Below are 22416 nucleotides of genomic sequence, written 5' to 3'. Positions count from 1 at the left end.
TCTGACCTGCTGAAACAGTAGAACTATCCTCGCTTCTACTTGCGTAATCCTGCCTGCTCAACTCACGGGAGTGCGCTCGCCGGCGTGCGTACGGTGCTCCGTAGCCCGGCGGCGTCCCGGCTTGGAGGTGCGCCGAACTGACGGCGGTATTCCCTGCTGAACTGTGACGGGTTGTCGTAGCCGACGCGCTGGCCAACCCGTGTGACGTCGCCCGGGTGGGTGGCCAGCAGTATCCGCGCCGCCTGCAGTCGGATCTGTTTCTGGAACTGGATGGGGCTCATGGCGGTCACCGCCTGGAAGTTGCGGTAGAAAGCGGAGACGCTCATGCCGGACATGCGGGCCACGTCCGCGACCCGGAAGGGCTGCGCGTAGTGCTCGCGGATCCAGCGCACGGCCCGGGAGACGTGACTGAGACCGCTATCGGCCAGGCCGAGCTGGCGAACCGTCGCACCCTGCTCGCCGGCGATCAGACGCCACAGGATCTCGCGCTTGATCAGCGGGGCAAGCACAGCCCGGTCGCGAGGCTCATCGAGCAGGCGCAGCAGTCGGACCACCGCATCGAGCAGTGCGTCTGAAGCGTCACCGACGGCGATCCCCGACGGAACATTTCCGCCGACCGGGGGGATGTCCCCGGGACCGGCCTCGAGCAGCAGCTCGGCGATGACCGACGGTTCCAGCAGGAGACCGAAGCCGATCGCCGGCTGCTCGGGGTCGGCCTGGAGGAACTGCCCCGTGACGGGCAGGTCCACGGACGCGACCAGATATTGACCGGGGCCGTACTCGTAGACCCGGTCGCCCAGCGCGAGGCGCTTGGCGCCCTGGGCGATGACCGCCAGGACCGTGCCGGACATGGACGGCTCCGGCGGGTCCGGCCGGTCGACCTTCGAGATGAGGACGCCGTCAATAGCGGTGGTCCAGTCAGAGCGGGCATGGCGAGTCAGCAGGGTGCGGAGTTCGTCGAGGCACATGCCTTCATTGCAGCACCATTCTGCTTTTTGCTCCCGAATCTGAGAGGAACGTGCAGATGCGAAAGAGCATCGTTCTAACGTTGCTGCAGGTCACAGGGTTTGAATGGAATTACTTCACCTCGACGTCCCAGACGAAGGAACCCACCGATGAGCGCCGCATACGGCTTCAACGCCACTTTGACCGCCACGCCCGGAAAGGGCGACCAACTGATCGAGCTCCTGCTCACCGGCCTGGACGAGGGCGCCCCCGGCGCGAGCGAACACTGCCTCGTCTACCTCGTGTCCCGTTCCGCGTCCGACCCCGACACCGTCCACGTCACTGAGGGATGGACCAGCGAAGAGGACCACCACCGGATCTTCGCCGGCGAAGCCGCCCGGGACATCGTGGCGAAGACCGGCGGACTGCTGGCCAAGGAGTCCGAGTACACCGACTACGTCCCCGTCCGCGGCAAGGCCAGCTTCTGAGATCCACCGAACCAACTTCCGGCCCGCTGCCCCAGTTCCCGCCGAATGCCCCGACTCATCAGCGCTCCTCCGAAAGGCATCACCATGACCACGCGACGCCCCGGCCTGGACCCCGAACTGCACGAACTCCTCTCCGACATGCCCCTCATGTCTCACCTGACTCCCGAGATCCTCACCCAACTGAGGCAGTACCCGTCAACCCCTGTCGAGTCGCTCCTCACGGGCCGACAGGCCGAGTGGCGTGAAGTCACTGTGCCCGCCCCGGACGGCGCGCAGATACCGCTGTCGGTCTTCAGCCCCGCGAACACGGACCGGACCACCGCCGCGCCATGCGTCTACTGGATGCACGGCGGCGGGATGGTCATGGGTGACCGCTTCTCGCAGCTCGACATCCCCCTCGAGTGGCTCGATGAGTTCGGCGCGGTCGTGGTCTCCGTGGACTACCGGCTCGCGCCCGAGGCCGGCGGCACCACGCTGGTCGACGACTGTTACCAGGGACTTCTGTGGGTCACCGTGCATGCCACCGAGCTGGGCATCGACCCGACGCGCATCATCGTGGCCGGTGCCAGCGCGGGCGGCGGTCTCGCGGCCGGCGTCGCCCTGCTGGCTCGCGACCTCGGTGCTCCCGCCATCGCGGCCCAGGTGCTGATCTGCCCCATGCTCGACCACCGCAACGCCACCACTTCCAGCCTTCAGTACTCGGGCGTACCGGGCGTGTGGACCGGCGAGATGAACGCGTTCGGATGGCGCTCAGTCCTCGGTGGCCTCACCGGAGACGAAGTACCCGCGTATGTCTCACCCGCACTGTCGGGCGACCTTTCAGGCCTGCCGACCACCTACATCGACACCGGCTCCGCCGAGGTCTTCCGTGACGAGGACATCGCCTACGCCGGCAGCATCTGGACGGCGGGTGGCCAGGCCGAACTCCACGTTTGGGCAGGCGGCTTCCACGGCTTCGACGCCCTGTACCCGCAGGCGCACATCTCTGCCACAGCCCGCCGCACCCGCACCGACTGGCTCGCCCGCGTCCTGCGCCGGCAGCCGCCCGCGTAAGCCACCGGCACCCTCGCGCGGAACACACACAGCGGTGTCAATTCGTTGAAGCAACATCTTCGGTCAGGGCTCGCCGGAAGGCTTCCTGTGGGGTGAGGCAGCCGAGGCAGCGGCGGGGCTGGTTGTTGACCTCCTCGGCGATGGCGGTGAGGTAGGGCTGGTGGTCGGTGATCCCGGTGTCCGTGGGGGAGGCAGCGGCGGATGATGCCGTTCGTGTTCTCGCTGGTCGGCCGCTGCCAGGGGTGGTGCGGGTCGGCGAAGTGCACGTCCGGGCCGGTGGCCAGGGTGAGCGCCGCGTGACGGCCCCTCTTCGTTCCCTGGTCCCAGGTCAGCGACTTGCGGACCAACTCGGTTATTCCCAGGAGCTGTTCGGTGAGCACGGTCGACAGGCTGCCGGTGTTCCTGCCCGCGGGCAGAGCGAGGATGACGCAGAAGTGGGTCGAGGTGCATGGCAGCGGGAGCGGCGTGCCGGCCGTGCCCCAGGCGGAGGGCGACCGGGAGCCGACGGAAGGCGGGCGCGGGTTGCTGCTGGTGGGGGAGTCGGCGGACAAGTGGGGGATGGGGGAGCGGGAGCCGGGGAAGGTCGTCCGGTGCGCGTTCGCTACGCCGGCCGCCGTAGCGTCGCGGCGATCGCCGAGATCGTCTTCGGGCCCACCCGGCAGCATCCTCCGACCAGCCGGGCCCCGGACTCCTGCCAGCCCGCGACCTGCTCGGGGGTGAACGTGGCGGGCCCCGTCCACGCCCGTGCCCCGGCGTCCCAGGTCTCGCCGCTGTTGGGGTAGACCACGACCGGTTTGCCGGTGACGCGGGCCGCGAGGGCGACCGCGTGGTCGGCGTCCTCGGGGGTGCAGCAGTTCACGCCGACGGCGATCACCTCGTCCACGTCGGCGGCGAGCGCGAAGGCGTCGGACAGGGGTTGGCCCGCGCGGGTGCGGTCGCCCCTCGCCGAGTACGACAGCCAGGCGGGGATGCCGAGGCCGGGCAGGATCCGCAGCAGGGCCTCGGCCTCGTCGGTGTCCGGGATCGTCTCCAGGGCGAGGGCGTCGGGTTCCGCGGCGGCCAGGGCCTCCATGCGCGGGCGGTGGAAGCGCTCCAGCTCGGCCACGGTCAGGCCGTACCGGCCCCGGTACTCGGAGCCGTCCGCGAGCATCGCGCCGTACGGGCCGACGGACGCCGCCACCCACAGGGGGCGGGCCGCCCGGGCCCGCCGGGCCGCCGTGCGGGCCGACCCGACGCTCAGGGCGAGCAGGGCGCCGGCCCGGTCGTGGCCGATGCCGCGTCGCGCGAAGCCTTCGAACGTGGCCTGGTAGCTGGCGGTGATCGCCACGTCCGCGCCCGCCTCGAAGTAGGCGAGGTGCGCCTCGGTGACCGCCCCGGGGTCCTCGGCGAGCAGCCGCGCCGACCACAGCTCGTCGCTCAGGTCGTGGCCGGCCGAGGCGAGCTGGTTGGACATGCCGCCGTCGAGGAAGACCGTGCCCGCCGCGAGGGCGTCGGTGAAGGACGGGGTACCGCTCATACCGCCGACGGTAGTCGAACCGGAGGCCGGGGCGTGCGGCCCGCCCACCTGCCTCGCAGCCCCGGCGGCTCGTGCGGCTCTCGCAGCGCGCCCGTACGGGAGGGCTGGGATCCTGAGGGGAGACGACCCGTGGTCGGGAAGGCGGTGGACGATGTGCCGGTGGCTCGCCTACTCGGGCACCCCCATCCTGCTCAGCAGCATCCTCTACCGGCCGAAGCACTCGCTGATCGACCAGAGCCTGCACGCCAGACTGGGCGTCGAGACGACCAACGGTGACGGGTTCGGGGTGGGCTGGTACGGGTCCCACACCGACACTCCGGCGGTCGTCCGGGAGATCGGTCCGGCCTGGAGCAACCGCAATCTGCGGGAGATCGCCGGCCATGTCCGCTCGCCCCTGTTCTTCGCCCACATCCGGGCGTCGACCGGCTCGTCGGTGCAGGAGACCAACTGCCACCCGTTCCGCCACGGCCGCTGGATGTGGATGCACAACGGCGCGATCGCGGACTTCGACCGCATCCGGCGCGACCTCGCCCTGGCCGTCGATCCGGAGCTCTTTCCCTCCGTCGAGGGGTCGACGGATTCCGAGCTGATGTTCTACCTGGCGCTCACCTTCGGCCTGGATCAGGACCCGCCGGGCGCGGTCGCGCGGATGGCGGGCCTGGTGGAGCGGGTGGGGTGGGAGCACGGTGTGGAGTTCCCGCTGCAGATGACGGTCGCGGTGACCGACGGTCAACGGCTGTGGGCGTTCCGCTACTCGACCCGGAAGGCGTCCCGTTCGCTCTTCTACAGCACCCGGGTGGAGACGCTGCGCTCCCTCCATCCGGACAAGGCGTTCCTGCGTGAGGTGTCCGACGAGACCCGCCTCATCGTGTCGGAGCCGCTCGGGGACCTGCCCGGCGCCTGGAACGAGGTCCCCGAGGGCAGATACGGCATCGTCCAGCCCGAAGGCGACGTGATGCACCGCTTCACCCCTCGGGCGGCGTAGAGGGGAGGCGGCCCCGGGCGGGAGGGGGAGGAGGTCTTCGTCCCGCCCGACCCGTTGACCTGTCCGCGACACACCCTTACCTTGTCGGCGTTCGCCATGTCAGATGCCGTTCGCGATGTCGAACAAGCCCGTGATCGCGAGCACCTCCCACCGTGAGAGGCAGACCGCATGAGCCGCGCCGCCGACGACCTGCCCGACCCGCCCCGCTCGTCCCCGCCGCCCGCCCGCCGACTGCTGTTGAAGGGCGCCCTCGCCGCAGGCGCCCTGGCCGCCACCACCCCCACGTCGGCCCACGCGGCCGCCCCCGCCGCTTCCGCCGGCGGGCCGAAGGCGGCCCCCTACGTGAACCCCCTCGTCCGCAACCGCGCCGACCCGCACATCACCCGGCACACCGACGGCTTCTACTACTTCACCGCCACCGTCCCCGAGTACGACCGGATCGTCCTGCGCCGCTCCCGCACCCTGAACGGACTCGGAAGCGCCGCCGAGTCCGTGATCTGGCGGGCGCACCCCACCGGTGACATGGGCGCCCACATCTGGGCGCCGGAGATGCACCGCGTCGCCGGCAAGTGGTACATCTACTTCGCCGCCGCGCCCGCCGAGGACGTGTGGGCCATCCGCATCTGGGTGCTGGAGAACGCCCACCCCGACCCCCTCCGGGGCACCTGGGTCGAGAAGGGGCGGATCAGGACCGCGTGGGAGACCTTCTCCCTGGACGCCACCACCTTCACCCACCGCGGCACCCGCTACCTCGCCTGGGCCCAGCACGAGCCCGGCATGGACGACAACACCGCCGTCTGGCTCTCCGAGATGGCCGACCCCTGGACCCTGACCGGGCCCCACGTGCGGCTCTCCACACCGGAGTACGCCTGGGAGCGCATCGGCTTCAGGGTCAACGAGGGACCGTACGTGATCCAGCGGGGCGGCCGGGTGTTCATGACGTACTCGGCCAGCGCCACCGACGCCAACTACTGCATGGGGCTGCTGACCGCCCCCGGCGACAGTGACCTCATGGACACCGCGAGCTGGTCCAAGTCGCCCGTCCCCGTCTTCACCAGCAACGACACGACCCGGCAGTACGGTCCCGGGCACAGCTGCTTCACCGTGGCCGAGGACGGCCGCACCGACGTCCTCGTCTACCACGCCCGGCAGTACAAGGAGATCAACGGGGACCCGCTCGACGACCCGAACCGCCACACCCGCATCCAGACCCTCGGCTGGAAGCCGGACGGCACCCCGGACTTCGGCGTCCCCGTGGCCGACGGAACCGGAACGACCAGGGGCGAGGGGAGGTGACATGAGACGCCTGTACGCGGTTCTGCTCACCTTCTGCCTCGCCCTCGCCACTGCCGGGCCCGCGCAGGCCGCACCGCAGACGATCGGCAACGGCGTCCGGTTCACCGACGTCACCGGGAACCCCGTGCACGCCCACGGCGGCGGGATCATCAAGGTCGGCGCGTACTACTACTGGTTCGGCGAACACCGCAACGACGACAACACCTTCCGGTACGTCGACGCCTACCGTTCGGCCGACCTGAAGTACTGGGAGTTCCGCAACCACGTCCTCACCGAGGCCGGCGACCCGGAACTCGCCACCGCCAACATCGAGCGACCCAAGGTCATGTACAACGCGGCCACCGGCATGTTCGTGATGTGGATGCACAAGGAGAACGGCTCCGACTACAGCGAGGCCCGCGCCGCCGTCGCCGTCTCCGACACCGTGGACGGCGACTACGAGTGGCGGGGCAGCTTCCGCCCGCTGGGGCAGCACATGTCCCGCGACATCACCGTCTTCACCGACACCGACGGCACCGGCTACATGATCTCGGCCGCCCGCGAGAACTACGACCTGCACATCTACCGGCTGACCGCCGACCACACCGGCATCGCGAGCCTGGTCGCCAACCCGTGGCCCGGCGGCCACCGCGAGGCGCCGGCCCTGTTCAAGCGGGACGGCGTGTACTTCATGCTGACCTCCGGCTGGAACCCCAACCAGCAGCAGTACGCCACCGCCACCAGCCCCGCCGGCCCCTGGTCGGCGATGCGCAATGTGGGGGACGCGACCGCCTACGGGTCGCAGACCGCGTTCGTCCTGCCGGTGCAGGGGTCCTCGGGCACCTCGTACCTGTATCTCGGGGACCGCTGGGGCAACTCCTTCGGCGGCAGGGTCAACGACTCCCGGTACGTGTGGCTGCCGTTGACCTTCCCGTCCTCCACCTCGATGTCCCTGTCCTGGTCACCCGAGATCACCGTCGACACGGAGTACGGCGCCACCCGGTTCGCGGCCCTGGTCCGCGACGCACTCGTCCTCGGGCATCCGGTGCCCGAGGGCCGGGTCAGGAGGGGACGAAGCCCCTGGGACGTTCCGACCGGAACCGGAGCGTCCCAGGCTCCCCTCGCGAGCGCCCTCCACACTTCGGCCGGTGCCGAAGCATTCCGCGGCTAGCGTTCCCGCATGACCGAGAGCGCGCCGAACGCCGTCACCGGGTTCGCCGGACTGCACCAAGCCGACGAGCCCCTCCTGCTGCCCAACGCCTGGGACCACGCCTCCGCCGCCGCTCTCGCCGCGCAGGGGTTCCGGGCGGTCGGCACCACCAGCCTGGCCGTCGCCGCGGCGGCCGGGCTGCCCGACGGGGCGGCGGCGACGCGTGAGCAGACACTGCTGCTCGCCCTCACCCTCGGCTCGGGACCGTACTGGCTGTCCGTGGACGCGGAGGACGGCTTCAGCGACGACCCCGATGAAGTCGCCGCGTTCGCGAGTGAGTTGCATGCCGTCGGTGCTGTCGGGATCAACCTGGAGGACGGGCTCGGGCCCGTCGACCGGCACGCCGCGAAGATCGCCGCGGTGCGGGCGGCGGCCCCCGGACTCTTCGTCAACGCCCGCACCGACACCTACTGGGCCACCGGTCCCGATACGGACGGCGGCAACAGGCGGGAGGACACCTTCCGTCGGCTCGACGCCTACCAACAAGCCGGTGCCCAGGGCGTGTTCGTGCCCGGTCTCACCGACCCCCACGAGATCGCCGCTCTGGTGCGCCGGCTCGCCGTACCGCTCAACATCCTCTACTCACCCACCGGCCCCTCCGTCCCGCAACTCGCCGGCCTCGGCGTGCGCCGGATCAGCCTCGGATCCCTGCTGTACCGGCGGGCGCTGGGTGCCGCGGTGGAGGCCGCGACCGACATCCGGGAGGGGCGCACACCCGCCGGCACCGCACCCGCCTACGCGGAGATCCAGGCGCTGAGCAGGGACTCCGTACGGGGCGTGGCCGACCCCACTGCGTCCCTCGGACGACCCTGGTACGGTTGACGCTTTCGCGGGTATCAGAACCTTTGTACTCATCTCCGGCGAGAGACCGAGGGACCGAGGGACCATGAGCATGGACATCCCCGGCGACAAACGGCTGGCGGCAGCGGTCGTGAGGGACGACGAGGGGCGCGTGCTCCTGGTGCGCCGCAGCGAGCACGAGAGATTCCTGCCCCGGGTGTGGGGCGTCCCGTGCGGCAAGCTCGAACCGGGCGAGAGCGCCCCGGACGGCGCGCTGCGCGAGCTCAAGGAAGAGACCGGCCTGCTCGGCGAGGTCGTCCGCAAGGTCGGCGAATCGTCCTTCCTGAGCGAGTACGCCGGGCACGAGATCAAGAACTGGCAGGAGAACTTCCTGGTCCGCCCGCTGTCCCGGGACGTCGTGCTGCCCAGTCCGGACCAGGACCATGCCTGGCTCCGCCCGTCCGAGCTCACCGGCGTCGACATCGACGCCTACAACCTGGACATCGTCCGGCAGGCGCTCACGCACTCCTGAGCAGGTCCGCCAGGGAGCCCAGGGACTCCAGATAGCCCGGTACGTTCATCGGCACCTTCGGGACCGCACCCGCGTGCGGGCCGCCCGGGGTGAACACATCGGTGTGCCGGCGCCGTCCACCGCCCGTCTCGAGGAACAGGGTCACCGTCGGCCCCTGCGTGTCGCACCAGGCACGGTGCAGGGTGTGCGCCGGCAGGGCGTACGTGCTGCCCGCCGCGTACTGGCCCAGATGCGTCAGCCGCAGCCGCGCCGGACCCGCCGGTTCCAGCAGCCAGTCCGCCGACCCCTCGGCCAGCGACTCCTCGAAGCGGGCCGCCGCGATACCGCCGCCCCGCGCCCCGGCCCGCCCCGCGTCCCGCCCCTCGGGCACCTCCTCGTACAACTCCGTCCACAGTCGGCCCCGTACGACGTGCGAGGCCAGCGCCGAGCGGTGGTTGTGGATGTCCTCCCGGCCCGTGCCGCCCGCACCCGCGTGCCACACATGGGCGCGCAGCATGTGCTGCGGTCCGGCATCGACCAGCAGCAGCTTGTCGAAGCCGAGGACGTGCCGGTACGACAGCCGGGCCGCCGCCTCGGGATCGCCCTCGCCGCAGGCGAGTTCGGCGATCAGCTCCAACAGGCGCTCCGGTGAACCGAGTTCGTCGACGACCGCGTAGGCCGCGGCCACCTGGTCCCGTTCGGGCAACGCGCCGTCCAGGGATCCGGCCAGCAACCTGCGTGCCGCCAAGACCTGTCGACCACCCATGCGCACTCCGTTCTTCCGGTTCCTGCCCGGCGCGTAAACCCGTCCCACGCGTCAACGCGCGGGAGCCGCCTCGTCCGGTCGATACGTCCACACCGCGTGTGCACGCAGTGCCGACACACCTTGGTACGTCATCCACATCGGGCGCCGCAGCTCCGTGCTCTCGCCCCGCCCCCAGGTCCAGATGCCGTCCTGCTGCCCGGCCCGTACGCAGGCGGCCGCACCGTCCAGCAGCTCCCGCCAGGTCTCCTCCCGGCCGTCCCGGCGGGCCACCTCCAGCGAGCCCCGGCACAGCAGGGCGCGCACGACCCAGGACGCGGTGAAGTGCCGTACGTTCAGCACCTCGTGGCGCGCCGGGTCGTCGGGGCGGGGACGGCGGACCTCCTCCCGGCCGTTCTCCAGATCCTGGCAGACGTGGTGCGGTGCGTCGGGGCAGGACAGCAGCCAGCGCACGCCGTCCTCACGGACGGCCCGCACCTCCTGGCTCTCGTCCAGGACGCGTGCCGCACGGTCGAGCGCGAGCACCGCCTGCGCGGTGTGCACCGCTGACGGGCGTTCGTACGGCGAGTCGAGCCGGTAGCCCCAGCAGCGCAGACGGTCCCGGTGCGGATCGCTCACCGCCCCCTCGACGAGCGCCTCCCGCAGCACCGGCAGGGCGTCGCAGTCGGGCGCGGCGCGCAACAGCCCGCGCAGCACCGTCGTCATCACATGGGTCGACTCGCGTCCCGCGCGGTCGGCGTCATGGGTGAAGGCCGCCGTGCAGAGGTCCACCTCGCGCGCCAGCCGGCCGCCCCGGGACGCCCCCGCGCGGGCCAGCGCGCCCAGCACCAGCGCGGTCACCTCGGGACGCGCCCGCGCGCCCTGCGACCGGGCCGACCAGCCGCCGCCCGGAAGCCGCAACCGCCAGAGCGTGTCCGCGAGTTCGCCCGTGGAGAGGCGTCCGTCGGCCGTCCCCAGATCCAAAATGGTCTGCAGCCCGTACGCCGTTCCGACCGAGGTGGGGCGGGACGGGGAGCTCTCGCCCAGCGAGTGCGACCAGCCGACGAGCCGCCCGCGCTCCGGATCGTCGACGACCGACACCTCGCCGACGAGCGTGTCGTAGGTGGCCGCGAAGAGCTGCGGAAGCGGGCCGGGGACCTGGCCGCCGGCCGGGGGACCGGCTTCGGCCGCGGGCCGTGGCAGCGGTCGCGGTGCCGGCGCTGCCGCGCGGGCCCGCAGCAGTGCCGCCGCGAGCCCCGCGGAGAGCGCGGTGCCGAGGCCGCTCACCGAGGCGATCAGGTACTTCGCCGCCTCCCCGCCGAGGGAGGCGGGCAGCACCTCGAACAGGAACTGGAACACGGCGTATCCGGCCGCCGCGCATCCGAGCCCGCCCAGCCAGCCCACGAACCGGGGCGGTCGGGACGATCCGTCGTCCGGACCGGGAGGAGTGGGGCCGTCCGGGGGAGTGGGCCGCAACGGACCGCGGCCGAGCTGTTGTTGGGACAAGGCGTGCTTCATCCCCCTCCCGCTGGGCGGCATATGACGGCCGCGTGCGTTCCATCTTAGGAAAACGGCTCCGACTCAACGTCCGTACCGCTGTTTTCACCGTCTCACACCCGGCACGACCGCCCGATGCGTGACGGCAGCCCGTGACGGCGGTGGTGACGGCAGTGGCGGCGGGGTGCGGTGAGCCGCCGCACCAGGGGCATGTGCCGATCACCCCCATGTCGTACGTCGTTCACGCGGTGCCCCCATCCTCCACACACGGCGTGATCGCGCCGCGGAAGGCAGCCGCCCCACCGGTGGCATCCAGGAGGCACGCACATGGGACACGGGCACACGCACGGGCAGGGTCACGGGCACCACCATCACCACCACGGGGACGGCCACCGGCACGAGACGACGGCGCCGCTGCCCGCCGCCTTCGACACCTCCGTGCCCGACGAGGCCCTCTCCCCGGAGCAGAAGTCGCGCCGCACCCTCCTGCGCCGGGCCGGACTGCTCGGCGCGGGCCTCGCGGCCGGCGGCGTGCTGTCCACGAGCACCGCGGCCGCCGCCCCCGCCCGGTCCGGCGGGAACAGCCGCGGCAGCGGCCGGGGCAAGGGCGGGGGCTTCCTGTGGCTGGCCGGTGACCACCACATCCACACCCAGTACAGCAGCGACGGCAAGTACCGCGTCGTCGACCAGGTCCGCCAGGGTGCCAAGCACGGCATGGACTGGCTGGTCATCACCGACCACGGCAGCGAAACGCACGCCAGGATCGGCGTGGAGAAGGTGAACCCGGACATCAAGGAGGCCCGCGCCGCCCACGAGGACACCCTGGTCTTCCAGGGCCTGGAATGGAACATCCCGGCCGCCGAGCACGGCACCGTCTTCGTCCACCCCGGACGCAACGAGGTCGCCGTCCTCAAGCAGTTCGAGAACGACTACGACGGCAGCGTGAAGGGCGTCTCCGACTCCACCCCCGCCAACGAGGCGCTCGTCGTCGCGGGCCTGGCGTTCCTCGCCGAGCAGGTGAGACGGCGCAGGATCGACGACGCCCTGATGCTCGCCAACCACCCGGCACGGCGCGGTGTCGACTCCCCGCACGAGATCCGCGCCTGGCGCGACGCCACCCCGGAGAAGCACCAGATCGCCGTCGGCTTCGAGGGCGCCCCCGGCCACCAGGCCGCCGGTCTGCCCAAGCCCCTCGGCATGGGGCGCGCCCGGGGCATCTACGACAACAGCCCCAGCGCCAACTCCTTCGCCGGCTACCCGCTGGAGAGCTACCGCACCTGGGGCGGCTTCGACTGGATGACCGCCACCGTCGGCGGCCTGTGGGACAGCCTCCTCGCCGAGGGCCGCCCCTGGTGGATCACCGCCAACTCCGACTCCCACCAGGTCTACGCCGACACCGGGGCGCGCGGCACCGGCGGCGACTTCACCACCGACGGCCGCTACCCGGACCCCGTGTACAACGGGCAGATCGATGTCACCCAGGGCGACTACTGGCCCGGCCAGTACAGCCGCACCCACGTCGGCGCCGACGGCTTCTCCTACGCCGCCGTCATGGACGGCATCCGCGCCGGCCGCATCTGGGTCGACCACGGCCGGCTCGTCAGCGGCCTCGACGTCCGGGTCTCCGGCGGCGGACGCTGGGCCACGCTCGGCGGCGCGCTGCACGTCCGCAAGGGCACCAGGGTCACCCTGACCGCCGACGTGACGCTCGCGGGCGGCACCAACTGGGCGGGCTTCATACCGAAACTGGCCCGCGTGGACGTCATCCAGGGCGACGTCACCGGTCCCGTCGCCGACAAGGACACCTTCACCGCGCCCACCGCGAAGGTCACCCGCTCGTACGACATCGACAAGGCGGCCGGCACGGTCCGCGTCACGTACGACCTCGGCCGCGTCGACCGCCCGGTGTACGTCCGGCTGCGCGGCTCCGACGGCAACCGGTCCGCCGTCGGCGCGATGGGCGCCGAGGTCGACCCGGCGGGCCCCGCCGTCGACGTCGTCGGCGACGCCGACCCCTGGCGCGACCTGTGGTTCTACTCCAACCCGGTATGGGTCCTGCCCGCGTGACGCCCCACACCAACGCCCATGCCCTCACCGTCGACGCGGGCATCCGGGACCTGCGGGGCGCCGACCACCTCCTCCAGCGGCTGGCGGCCGGACTGGAGCTGCCGGAGGGGACGTTCGGCTGTACGCACCTGGTGCGCGGAGACCGTCCGCGCGTCGCCGTCTCCCTGTGCCTGCCGTCGGAGCCGTACCTGCGCACCACGTGGGCGCGACTCGAGGCGGACGGACACGGAGAGCTGTCGGCCGGCCTGCCCGACGCGTCCGGCCGGGCCGTGGTCTACCCGGGGGCGTCGGCGCTCACCGGCACGATGACGGTCGCGGAACTGATCGCGGGGTCCGCGATCAGCCGTGTGACCGTCCTCGGCGCACCGGGCACGCCCGACCCCGGGACCCGGATGGTGACACGGGACCACGTCCGCCCGCAGTGGCAGCAGGGCGAGCTCCTCCTCGCCGCCACACCGGCGAGGGGCGGCGTCCTCGTCCCCTTCGAGTCCCCGGACCCCACGCCCTGTTGCGCGGACCACTGACCGAACCGCCCCCGGCCCGCACGCCCGCGCCCCCGTGGCGGCCCCGCACCGCCGGGCCGGCACGGGGGCGTCCGGTCGCGTACCCGGACAGGACGCGCCGTGCGACGGCCCGCCCGTCCCCTCTTGCGCAGGACAGGACATTCCCTGGAGGCAATCAGCTCGACTAGCATCGGATCTTTGCGGCAGGGCATCCACGGGGAGAGGCAACGGGCATGCGCATCCGTATCCAAAGCGACGGCGACAAGCGGACTCTGACGGACCTTCAGGCATGGCTCGGGCGGGACCCGAAGGCCCGCCGCATCCCCGTCACGCCGGTGAGCGAACCGGGCCCCACGATGGGCGCGCTCGACGCCATCGACCTCGTGCTCGGCAACGCCGTCGACATCGCCAACTTCGCCGTCGCGTACGCCACGTGGAGACTCGCCCGGGCGAGCGACCGCCGGCAGGGCGCGCGGACGCTGACCCACGGCGACACCACCGTCGACATCGGCCACCTCACCTCCGACGAGCTGCTCCAGCTGCTCCGCAGCCTGGAAACCGGCGTCCCCGACACCGGCGGAACCGCACTCCCGGCCGACGGCGCCCCGCACCCCGATACGTCCGACCCCGACACGCCGGACGCCGAGCCGACCCGGTCGTGACCGGGCAGGAGGCGCCCGAGTCGCGGGCCGTACTCATCGGCGTCCACGACTTCGAGCACCTGCCGGCCCTGGACGGCGTACGCCACAACATTCCGGCCCTGCAAGCCCAGCTGACGCATCCTGACATCGGCGGCCTCACCGAGGAGCACTGCCGTGCCCTCCCGGCCGACTGCCCCCCGGGTGACATCCTCGACGCCGTGCAGAGGGCCGCCGACGAGGCGACCCACCTCCTCCTCGTCTACTACGCCGGCCACGGCCTCTTCGACCGGGACGGCCGCAGCCTGCTGCTCGCCACCCACAAGGCCCACGTCGCCAGTCCGCACCGCTCCGTGCGGTACGCGGAACTGCGGGAGTACGTCGCCGAGTCCCAGGCGCGCCACAAGGTCGTCATCATCGACTGCTGCTTCAGCGGGGCCGCGCTGCCCATGGGCGCCCAGGAACCGTCACCGGTGCTGGAGGCGCTCGACATCGAGGGCGCCGGTGTCCTCACCTCCGCCGCCGACACCGAGGAGTCCCTCTGCCTGCCCGACGGCAGTGTCTTCACCCTCCAGCTCGCCCGACTGCTGCGGGAGGGGATCAAAGGGCCGCTGCCCGGCGGCCGTCTGGGCGAGGAGCAGCCCCTGCTCACCATGGGCGACGTCTTCGCCGTCCTCAAGAACCGGCTCTCCGGACGCCGGGAGGCCGGGAACCGGCTCGTCCCGCAGCCCAGGATGGCCAGCCGTGACGACGGCCATCTGATCCCCCTCGCCAAGAACAAGGCCTTCGACCGCGTCCCGGCCCAGGTCACGCCCGTACCCTCCGCGCAACCGGTGAGATCCGACCCCGACCCGCTGGCCGCGGTGGTCGACCAGCCCGACCTCGTCGACGGACTCGGCGGCTTCAAGAAGAACCTCACCCCGGAACACCTGCCGTTCCTCTCCCCCGGAGAGGACCACGAGGCGGACCCGCACCGTCTCTTCGCCCGGCTGCGGGACAACGACGAACGGGGCGTCCTGCTCATCGGATCCGCCGGAACGGGCAAGACCCGCACCGGACTCGAGGTCGGCCGGATCGCCCTCGAGGAGGGCTGGCGGGTCCTCCACGTCCTCCCCGGCCGGGAGTCGTCGATCACCGATCAGATCAACCAGCACGTCCTCGCCCAGGACGGCCCCGCCCTCGTGGTGATCGACTACCTCAACGAGTACCTCACCGACCGGGACGCCCACGGCGCCCCGCTCGACCTGGCCGTGCTCCGCCACCGCCTGCTGCCCGCCGCCCGGCGCCGGGGCATCCGGGTCGCCTTCCTCGCCTCCGTCCGCCCCGGCTGGCTGCAGAAGGCCGACCACACCCAACTCCACGACCTGTTCGACGAGGTGGAGCTGCGCCAGGACGAGGACTTCCAGCGGCTCGTCGCCGACCATGCCCTGACCAGCCTTGCCCCCACCGCGATCGCCGAGTACGGCATGGACCGCATGCGGGAGATCTGCGGGCACCGGCCCATCATCACCCTGCTCGTCGCCCGCGAACTGGAACGCCGCGTGGTCCAGGACCTGCCGATACCCGAGACGGCGGGACTGCGGGCCAGCGGCGAGCTGCCCCGCTGGCTGCGGAGCCGGCTGGAGGAGGACGACCTCACCGTCCCCGGACGCACCAACACCTTCGACCGGGTCACCGCCTCCGACAGCCTGGTCGCGGCGGCTGCCGCGGCAGCCGCCTGCCCCCAGCCGTACGCGGAGGTGACGGCGGCGGCCAACGCGGCCCTCTCCCGCACCCCGAGCGCCGCCCTGCGCGCGGACGGTGTGGTGGACACCCTCATCGACCTCGGCTGGCTGGAACGCGACGGCGACACCGGCATCCTGTCCACCGCCCACGACGTGGTGTGCGACCAGCTCGTCGAATCGGTCATCCTGCCGGAACAGCGCCGCGGCCCGGACCGCGACCGCAGCTACGTCCTCCTCTCCGGCTGCCTCACCGGCCCCCGCACGGTCGGCCGGTACGCGACCAACATCGGCAGGGTCATGAACGACCTGGCCCCGGCCCGCCGGGCCGACGAGGTCGCCGCCGTCCTGGACACGTGGTTCGTGGCGAACACCGGGGCCATCGGCGACGTCATGCGCCTCAACGCCGACATCGGCGGCTACGCCCTCGGCGCGATCTGCTCCGGAGCCCCCTGGTCCCGCGTCGCCGTGCAGAACTGGCAGCAGGTGGTCGGACCCTGGCTCGACGAGTTCGGCGACACCGTCGACGCCCGCCACGTCCTCTACCGGGGCCTGCGGAACCTGCCCGCCGACGCGGCCCTGCTCTTCCTCCCGGCAGCGCTGAAATGGCTCGACACCCACGGCTGGCGGCCCGAGGCCAGTTACGTCCTGGGCCCCCTGCTCGGCCGCCCCGACCTGCCGCCCGAGCAGCAGAAACCGGCCCTCGGCAACGCCCTCGGCTGGCTCAGACGCAACGGCGCGGCCCTCGACGCCCACTTCGTGCTGCGCGCCCTCGTCGCCCGCGACGACCTCACCGCACCCCAGACCCGGCAGGTCGTGGCCGCCGCGCTGCTCTGGGCGGAACGCGACACCGGCATCCGCGAAGCCATCCACGTCCTGCCCGCGCTGGTCGCCCGCGACGACCTCAACCACGACGAGGCGCGCCGCACCGTCCAGGCCACCCTCGACTGGCTCCAGCGGCGCGGTACGACCCCCGAACCCGACAAGGCCCTGAGCTCGGTGCTCAGCCGCACCGACCTCACCGAGGACGAAGGCCGGCAGGCCGCCGCCCTCGCCCTGGAATGGCTCGACAGCCACGCGACCGCGCCGTCCGCCACCTACCTCCTGCGTCCGCTGCTGACCCGGACCGGAACCGACAAGAGCCAGTCCGACCGGGCCGTCGACCTCGCCGAGCGCTGGCTGGGGCACCACGCCACCGCACCGGAAGCCGACTTCCTGATCCGGCGGCTGCTGTCCCGCACCGACCTCACCGAGGACGAGACCCGCCGCGCCGTCGGCTACGCCGACCGCTGGCTGGAACACCACGCCACCGTGTGGGACGCCGACTTCCTGATCGGACAGCTGCTGTCCCGCACCGACCTCACCGAGGACGAGACCCGCCGCGCCGTCGGCCACGCCGGCCAGTGGCTGGCGGAACACGGCACCGCACTCGCCGCCACCCACGCCCTCAAGACGCTGCTCGACCGCGACGACCTGCGCGGCGCCCCGGCACAGGAGGCCATCGAGGCGGCGACGACCTGGCTGCGGCACCACGCCGACAGCGACACGGCAGGCTACGTCCTGCGTCCCCTGCTCGACCGGAACGACCTGTCCGGCGAACAGGCCCGCCGGGCCGCCGAAACGGCGTCCCGGTGGGCGGTGGCCCGCGCCGAACAGTTCGAGACGAGCTTCACCCTCGACAGGCTGCTGGCCAGGGACGACCTCACCGCCGAACACGCGCGCCGGGCCGTCACCGCGGCCCTGTCCTGGCTGGGATGGCACGGCCGCAAGATCGCCGGCGACTACGTGCTGCGCTCACTGCTCCTGCGTCCCGAACTCACCGCGGCCCAGGTGCGCGACGCCACCGCCTTCGCCGTCCGGTGGCTCGACTTCCACGGGGCCGACGGCAGGGCGGGGCGGGTCCTGGGCGCCCTGCTCCACCGTCCCGACCTCAGCGCCCCGCCGGCCCGCCGGGCGATCGCCTCCGGCCTGCTCTGGCTGACGAGCTACCTCAACGTGTCCGAGGCCGACACCGTGCTGCGCGCCCTCCTCGACCGCGACGACCTGACCCCCGGGGAACGCGGCCAGGCGCTCGGCTTCGTCACCCGCAGGCAGGAGCAGTACGGCAGCGACGAGACCCTGAAGCGGGAGGCGGCCGAACTGCTCCACCGGCTGGCCCCCCGGGACGCCACCGACGCCGAACGGGCCCGGCAGGACCTCGACTCGGCGACGACCTGGCTCGAACAGCACGCCGACCTGCCCGAGGCCGCCCGCGTCCTCGGCGCCACCGTCGTCCACCAGGAACTCACCGAGGACCGGTTCCGGCACGTCGTCGGCCTCGCGATGGCCTGGCTCGAGCGGCACGCCACCCAGCCCGACGCCTCCTACCTGCTGCAACCGCTCATGCGGGTCGGCGGCCTCGGCGACGACGACCTCGACCTCACGGCCGGCTACGCCGTCCAGTGGCTCGAACACCATCTGGACAGCGGACAGGTCACCTTCACCCTCGGTCCCCTCATCTCCAACCGCAGGATCCGCCCCGACCGGTTCGACACCGGCATCACGCTGGCCGCCCGCTGGCTCGAACAGCGCTTCGCCACACCCAACGCGCGGTTCGTCCTCGACAAACTCCTCGGCCGCAAGGAGATCACCGGCGACCGGGCCCGCGCCACCGTCGCCTTCACCGACCTGTGGCTCCGGCAGCACGCCGCCATGCGGGAGGCCCGCTTCGTCCTCACCCCCCTGCTCGCCCGCACCGACCTCACCCCCGCCGAGGTCCGACAGGCCGTCACCCACGCCCTGCAGTGGCTGCACGGCAACGGGACCACCTACACGGCACGGCACGTCCTGGTGCCGCTGAACGCCCAACAACGCCTGACCGCCCACGAGATCGACCAGGCCATCGACGTCACCCTCTCCTGGCTGCACCGCTACGGAGCACCGCGCGAGACCCACGCCGTGCTGCTGCCGTTCCTCAAGCGCGCCGACCTCGGCCCCGAACAGGTGCACAGGCTGACCCAGTTCACCCTGCAGTGGATCCGCGGCCGGCAGCTCGCGGAGTGCCGGCGCGAAGTCAGCCTCCTCGCCGCCCGCACCGACCTGTCACCGAAGCAGACCCGCCAGGTGATCTCCCTCGTCGTCGACAGCGTCCAGCTCGACCCCACCGCCCAGGACGTCAGCTTCCTCCTGGCCGCCTACGCCCCCCGCCCCGGCCTCACGGCACAGCAACGCGCGGCGGCGGTCGCCTGGTCGCTGACCTGGCTGGAACACCATGCCTCCGAGTGGCGGGCCCGCTTCGTACTCGAAGCCCTCCTGCGACTGCCGGACCTCGCCCCGGCAGCGGCCGGGCGGACCGCCGCCTGGACCCTGGCCTGGCTGGACGAGCACGTCGACACGGGCGGGGACAGCGCCGAGGACACCGCCGGGGAGGGTACCGGCGCCGCCGGTTCCAAGGGCGGCGGCGGTTTCGCGGAGACGGCCACGGACACCCTGCTGGAAGCGCTGCTCGCCCGCCCGGACCTCGGGGCGGACGACACCCGCCGGGCGCAGGCGTTCCTGCGCCCGGCGTGAGCCGCTCACCCGCCTCAGCCGGAACCCTGCCGCCCGGAGAAGACGAACGAGAACTGCGCGGGCTCCGCCCACAGCGCGTACTGCGGGAGCGGGCCCGGACCGCAGGACTGCGAGCCGATGCCGTGCTGGGCGTGGTCGAGGTTCACCCACACCGTGTCACCGGGGACGAGGTCGGTGAGGTGCCGGGCCGCGTCGAGCTGCTCGCTCGTCCAGGGCCGGGCGGTGAACCAGAACTCGGGGTCGCCCTCGATCCGGAGCCCGCCGAGCTCCACCCGGCGTACGCCGGCCCGCGCCCCGTTCTCCTGCGGACGGACATAGGGCGTCTGCAGGTCCGGCACACCGGCCTCCCACCGGCCCAGCCGCGACGCCGCCGAGGTGTCCGGATACGCCTCGCCGGGCCCACCGCCGAACCAGCGGACGCTCCCGGTGAGCGAGGCGTCCAGCCCGAAGCGGATCCCGAGCCGGGGCAGCGGCACCGTCCAGTCGCCCTCCGGCACGACCGACACGGTCAGCCGTACGAGGGTGCCGTCGGAGGTCCAGCGGTACGCCACCCGCAGCCCCGGCTCACGTCCGGCCGGGGCCACTCGCGTCCGCACGACCAGAGCCTCGTCGTCACCTCCACCGGCGCCGCCACGGCCCGCCTCCACGGCGACCGTCCGATGCCGCATGCGGTGCAGCCCCAGCTCCCGCCAGAGCAGCCCGTACCGGGCGTCCGGCTGCCAGGGCGCACCGTCGTCGTTGTCCGTCGTCGCCCGCCACACGTCGAGGCGCAGCCCGTCCACCGCGACACCGGCGATCGTCCGCACCGCGCCGGTACGGGCGTCGAAGGAGGCAGGGCCCAGCGTGATCCGGCCGTCGTCGGCGACGGGCCGTACGCCGGACCCGGGCCCCACGGCGGGCAGGGCCGTCCGGTGGGCCACCGTCCCCTGCCCCCAGGCCACTTCGTGGCCCGCACCCGCCCAGGGCGTGTCGTCGGCGAGCAGGGCGCGTACCGTCCAGTGGACCTCCGCGCCCCCGCCGTCCGGTGCCTCGGGCAGCTTGACCTCCGCCGACTCCCCGGGGGCGAGCGGTGGCACGGCGAGCCGGTGGGTGCGGGCCGGCTGCCCGTCCACCTGGTGGGCGCACGTGAACTCCAGGGCGGACAGGTCGGCGAAGTCGTACCGGCTGGTCACCCGCACGGTGCCGTCCACGTCACCGGCCTCGATCCGGACCGGCTCGATCACCTTCTTGTACTCGATCAGCCCCGGCGACGGCGTACGGTCCGGGAAGAGCAGCCCGTCGCACACGAAGTTGCCGTCGTGCAGCTCCTCGCCGAAATCACCACCGTAGGCGTAGCCCAGCTCCGGGTGCCTGATGCCGTGGTCGATCCACTCCCAGACGAAGCCGCCCTGGAGCCGGTCGTACCGCTCGAACAGCGCCTGGTAGTCGGCGAGTCCGCCGGGGCCGTTGCCCATGGCGTGCGCGTACTCGCACAGGATGAGCGGGAGATCGCGCCTTCGCCGGGAGCCGCCGTCGAGCCCGCGGGCGACCCGCTCCACCTCGGTGTGCGGCAGGTACATCCGTGAATAGACGTCCGTGTCACGGCAGTCGTGGTCGCCCTCGTAGTGCACCGGACGGGCCGGGTCCCGGGAGTGGATCCAGTCGGCCATCGCGGTCAGGCCGCGGCCGGTGCCCGCCTCGTTGCCGAGCGACCACATCACGACCGACGGGTGGTTCTTGTCCCGCTCGACCATGCGGGCGGCCCGGTCGAGCAGGGCGGGGGTCCAGCGTTCGTCGTCGGTGGGGTTGTCGCGCCAGTCCTGTTCGACGAAGCCGTGGGTCTCCACGTCGCACTCGTCGACGACCCACAGCCCGTACTCGTCGCAGAGGTCGAGGAAGGCGGGATGCGGCGGGTAGTGGGAGGTGCGGACGGCGTTGACGTTGTGCCGCTTCATGAGCAGCACGTCCTCGCGCATGGTGTCCAGGCCCAGGGCGCGGCCCCGCTCCGGGTGCCACTCGTGCCGGTTGACCCCCTTGAAGAGGACCGCCTTCCCGTTGACCTTGACCAGGCCGTCCTCCAGGGCGACGGTGCGGAACCCGATCCGCAGCGGGACGCGTTCACCGGCCGTGGCGAGCACTCCGGCGTAGAGGCGGGGGGTCTCCGCCGACCAGGGGCCGACCGGCAGCGTCACCGGCTCCCCGGTCGCGACGTCGATGCCCAACTCCGGTACGGTCACCCGCCCGTCGGCGTCGGAGTCGACGCGCAGGGTGCCCTCCCCGGTGACATGGTCGTAGGAGGCGTGCACGAAGAAGTCGCCGGCGCAGCCCGCCGGCCGGTGCAGCAGCGTCACGTCACGGAAGATGCCGGGCAGCCACCACTGGTCCTGGTCCTCCAGGTACGAACCGGCCGACCACTGGTGCACGCGGACCGCGAGAACGTTCCCGGCCGGCTTCAGCAGAGCCCCGACCGCGAACTCGTGCGGCAGCCGCGATCCCTTGAACTCCCCGATGTCCGTACCGTTCAGCCACACCCGGGCACAGGACTCGACCCCGTCGAAGCGCAGCACGGCGTCGTCGCCCCCGGCCGGGGCGGGCCAGCCCTCCGGGAGGTCGAAGACGCGCAGATGGTCGCCGGTCGGGTTCTCGGTGGGGACGTACGGCGGATCGACGGGGAACGGGTAGAGGTGGTTCGTGTAGGCGGGGGCCCCGAAGGCGCCGTCGCCCTGGAGGACCCAGTGACCGGGGACGGTCACCTCCGCCCAGTCGCCGGCGTCGTGTCCGGGAGCGGCGAACGCGTCGTCCTCGGCGTCCGCCGTCGCCGACAGGCGCAGCCGCCACCTGCCGTTCAGCGAAAGGGACGCCGCGTCCGAGGACGCGTACCGGGCGCGTGGGGGAAGGGCCCCGCGGCCGGGGGAGACGTCCTCGACGTAGTCGGTCGCGGTGGTGCGCAAAGACAT

The 22416-nt window shown here is 72.3% G+C and carries 16 protein-coding genes; 11 read left to right on the top strand and 5 right to left on the bottom strand.

Annotated features, from left to right (window positions below; genetic code table 11):
• Nucleotides 1-62 precede the first annotated feature (62 nt).
• On the bottom strand, nt 63-968 hold the full coding sequence (locus tag ACIF80_RS31425; protein WP_399810781.1) for an AraC family transcriptional regulator N-terminal domain-containing protein: 906 nt from the start codon (nt 966-968) through the stop codon (nt 63-65).
• 147 nt (nt 969-1115) lie between these two features.
• On the opposite strand from ACIF80_RS31425, the gene ACIF80_RS31420 reads away from it, so the two are divergent.
• Together ACIF80_RS31420 and ACIF80_RS31415 are read left to right on the top strand one after the other, a co-directional pair.
• Nucleotides 1116-1433: a putative quinol monooxygenase gene (locus ACIF80_RS31420; protein WP_399810779.1), complete on the top strand. Its 318-nt coding sequence runs from the start codon at nt 1116-1118 to the stop codon at nt 1431-1433.
• An 84-nt stretch (nt 1434-1517) separates the two neighbouring features.
• The gene (locus tag ACIF80_RS31415) at nt 1518-2486 is read left to right on the top strand and encodes an alpha/beta hydrolase (RefSeq protein WP_399810777.1); all 969 of its coding nucleotides are present in this window, start codon (nt 1518-1520) and stop codon (nt 2484-2486) included.
• Nucleotides 2487-3087: 601 nt separating this feature from the next.
• Here ACIF80_RS31415 and mmuM read toward each other — a convergent pair.
• Nucleotides 3088-4002, bottom strand: coding sequence for a homocysteine S-methyltransferase (gene mmuM, locus ACIF80_RS31410; RefSeq protein ID WP_399810775.1), 915 nt, complete (start codon nt 4000-4002; stop codon nt 3088-3090).
• Between the two features lie 151 nt (nt 4003-4153).
• Here mmuM and ACIF80_RS31405 point away from each other — a divergent pair, with 151 nt between their 5' ends.
• From ACIF80_RS31405 to ACIF80_RS31385, 5 genes are all read left to right on the top strand, one after another.
• Nucleotides 4154-4987: a class II glutamine amidotransferase gene (locus ACIF80_RS31405; protein ID WP_399810773.1), complete on the top strand. Its 834-nt coding sequence runs from the start codon at nt 4154-4156 to the stop codon at nt 4985-4987.
• 168 nt (nt 4988-5155) lie between these two features.
• Nucleotides 5156-6283 carry a family 43 glycosylhydrolase gene (locus ACIF80_RS31400; RefSeq protein WP_399810771.1) on the top strand — a complete coding sequence of 376 codons (1128 nt, stop codon included), beginning with the start codon at nt 5156-5158 and terminating at the stop codon, nt 6281-6283.
• Between the two features lies 1 nt (nt 6284).
• A complete protein-coding gene (locus tag ACIF80_RS31395) occupies nt 6285-7433 on the top strand; it encodes a family 43 glycosylhydrolase (protein WP_399810770.1) in 1149 nt (382 codons plus the stop codon).
• Between the two features lie 9 nt (nt 7434-7442).
• A complete protein-coding gene (locus tag ACIF80_RS31390) occupies nt 7443-8294 on the top strand; it encodes an isocitrate lyase/phosphoenolpyruvate mutase family protein (RefSeq protein ID WP_399810768.1) in 852 nt (283 codons plus the stop codon).
• 64 nt (nt 8295-8358) lie between these two features.
• Nucleotides 8359-8784: an NUDIX hydrolase gene (locus ACIF80_RS31385; RefSeq protein WP_399810767.1), complete on the top strand. Its 426-nt coding sequence runs from the start codon at nt 8359-8361 to the stop codon at nt 8782-8784.
• Here ACIF80_RS31385 and ACIF80_RS31380 read toward each other — a convergent pair.
• Both ACIF80_RS31380 and ACIF80_RS31375 read right to left on the bottom strand, forming a co-directional pair.
• On the bottom strand, nt 8771-9529 hold the full coding sequence (locus tag ACIF80_RS31380; RefSeq protein WP_399810765.1) for a hypothetical protein: 759 nt from the start codon (nt 9527-9529) through the stop codon (nt 8771-8773). The genes ACIF80_RS31385 and ACIF80_RS31380 overlap by 14 nt on opposite strands.
• A gap of 51 nt (nt 9530-9580) precedes the next feature.
• Nucleotides 9581-11023, bottom strand: a complete 1443-nt coding sequence (locus ACIF80_RS31375) for a hypothetical protein (RefSeq protein WP_399810763.1) — start codon at nt 11021-11023, stop codon at nt 9581-9583.
• Between the two features lie 306 nt (nt 11024-11329).
• Here ACIF80_RS31375 and ACIF80_RS31370 point away from each other — a divergent pair, with 306 nt between their 5' ends.
• From ACIF80_RS31370 to ACIF80_RS31355, 4 genes are all read left to right on the top strand, one after another.
• Nucleotides 11330-13069, top strand: coding sequence for a PHP domain-containing protein (locus ACIF80_RS31370; protein WP_399810761.1), 1740 nt, complete (start codon nt 11330-11332; stop codon nt 13067-13069).
• Nucleotides 13051-13593, top strand: coding sequence for a hypothetical protein (locus ACIF80_RS31365; protein WP_399810759.1), 543 nt, complete (start codon nt 13051-13053; stop codon nt 13591-13593). The genes ACIF80_RS31370 and ACIF80_RS31365 overlap by 19 nt, the downstream gene beginning before the upstream one ends.
• Nucleotides 13594-13805: 212 nt before the next feature.
• A complete protein-coding gene (locus ACIF80_RS31360; protein WP_399810757.1) occupies nt 13806-14234 on the top strand; it encodes a hypothetical protein in 429 nt (142 codons plus the stop codon).
• Nucleotides 14231-19480: a caspase family protein gene (locus ACIF80_RS31355; protein WP_399810755.1), complete on the top strand. Its 5250-nt coding sequence runs from the start codon at nt 14231-14233 to the stop codon at nt 19478-19480. The genes ACIF80_RS31360 and ACIF80_RS31355 overlap by 4 nt, the downstream gene beginning before the upstream one ends.
• 14 nt (nt 19481-19494) lie before the next feature.
• Here ACIF80_RS31355 and ACIF80_RS31350 read toward each other — a convergent pair whose 3' ends face one another.
• Nucleotides 19495-22416, bottom strand: a complete 2922-nt coding sequence (locus ACIF80_RS31350) for a glycoside hydrolase family 2 TIM barrel-domain containing protein (protein WP_399810753.1) — start codon at nt 22414-22416, stop codon at nt 19495-19497.

It is taken from the genome of Streptomyces sp. NPDC085927 (assembly GCF_044540975.1).
In the GTDB taxonomy this organism is placed as follows: Bacteria; Actinomycetota; Actinomycetes; order Streptomycetales; family Streptomycetaceae; genus Streptomyces; species Streptomyces hirsutus.
Note: the sequence above shows the minus strand (reverse complement) of the source record. Positions and strands in the feature narration are given on the sequence as shown.

Bases quoted from the DNA above. Each gene is read 5' to 3' on its own strand.
- ACIF80_RS31425 (WP_399810781.1), bottom strand. From the start codon at position 968: ATGTGCCTCGACGAACTCCGCACCCTGCTGACTCGCCATGCCCGCTCT.
- ACIF80_RS31420 (WP_399810779.1), top strand. From the start codon at position 1,116: ATGAGCGCCGCATACGGCTTCAACGCCACTTTGACCGCCACGCCCGGA.
- ACIF80_RS31415 (WP_399810777.1), top strand. From the start codon at position 1,518: ATGACCACGCGACGCCCCGGCCTGGACCCCGAACTGCACGAACTCCTC.
- mmuM (WP_399810775.1), bottom strand. From the start codon at position 4,002: ATGAGCGGTACCCCGTCCTTCACCGACGCCCTCGCGGCGGGCACGGTC.
- ACIF80_RS31405 (WP_399810773.1), top strand. From the start codon at position 4,154: ATGTGCCGGTGGCTCGCCTACTCGGGCACCCCCATCCTGCTCAGCAGC.
- ACIF80_RS31400 (WP_399810771.1), top strand. From the start codon at position 5,156: ATGAGCCGCGCCGCCGACGACCTGCCCGACCCGCCCCGCTCGTCCCCG.
- ACIF80_RS31395 (WP_399810770.1), top strand. From the start codon at position 6,285: ATGAGACGCCTGTACGCGGTTCTGCTCACCTTCTGCCTCGCCCTCGCC.
- ACIF80_RS31390 (WP_399810768.1), top strand. From the start codon at position 7,443: ATGACCGAGAGCGCGCCGAACGCCGTCACCGGGTTCGCCGGACTGCAC.
- ACIF80_RS31385 (WP_399810767.1), top strand. From the start codon at position 8,359: ATGAGCATGGACATCCCCGGCGACAAACGGCTGGCGGCAGCGGTCGTG.
- ACIF80_RS31380 (WP_399810765.1), bottom strand. From the start codon at position 9,529: ATGGGTGGTCGACAGGTCTTGGCGGCACGCAGGTTGCTGGCCGGATCC.
- ACIF80_RS31375 (WP_399810763.1), bottom strand. From the start codon at position 11,023: ATGAAGCACGCCTTGTCCCAACAACAGCTCGGCCGCGGTCCGTTGCGG.
- ACIF80_RS31370 (WP_399810761.1), top strand. From the start codon at position 11,330: ATGGGACACGGGCACACGCACGGGCAGGGTCACGGGCACCACCATCAC.
- ACIF80_RS31365 (WP_399810759.1), top strand. From the start codon at position 13,051: ATGGGTCCTGCCCGCGTGACGCCCCACACCAACGCCCATGCCCTCACC.
- ACIF80_RS31360 (WP_399810757.1), top strand. From the start codon at position 13,806: ATGCGCATCCGTATCCAAAGCGACGGCGACAAGCGGACTCTGACGGAC.
- ACIF80_RS31350 (WP_399810753.1), bottom strand. From the start codon at position 22,416: ATGTCTTTGCGCACCACCGCGACCGACTACGTCGAGGACGTCTCCCCC.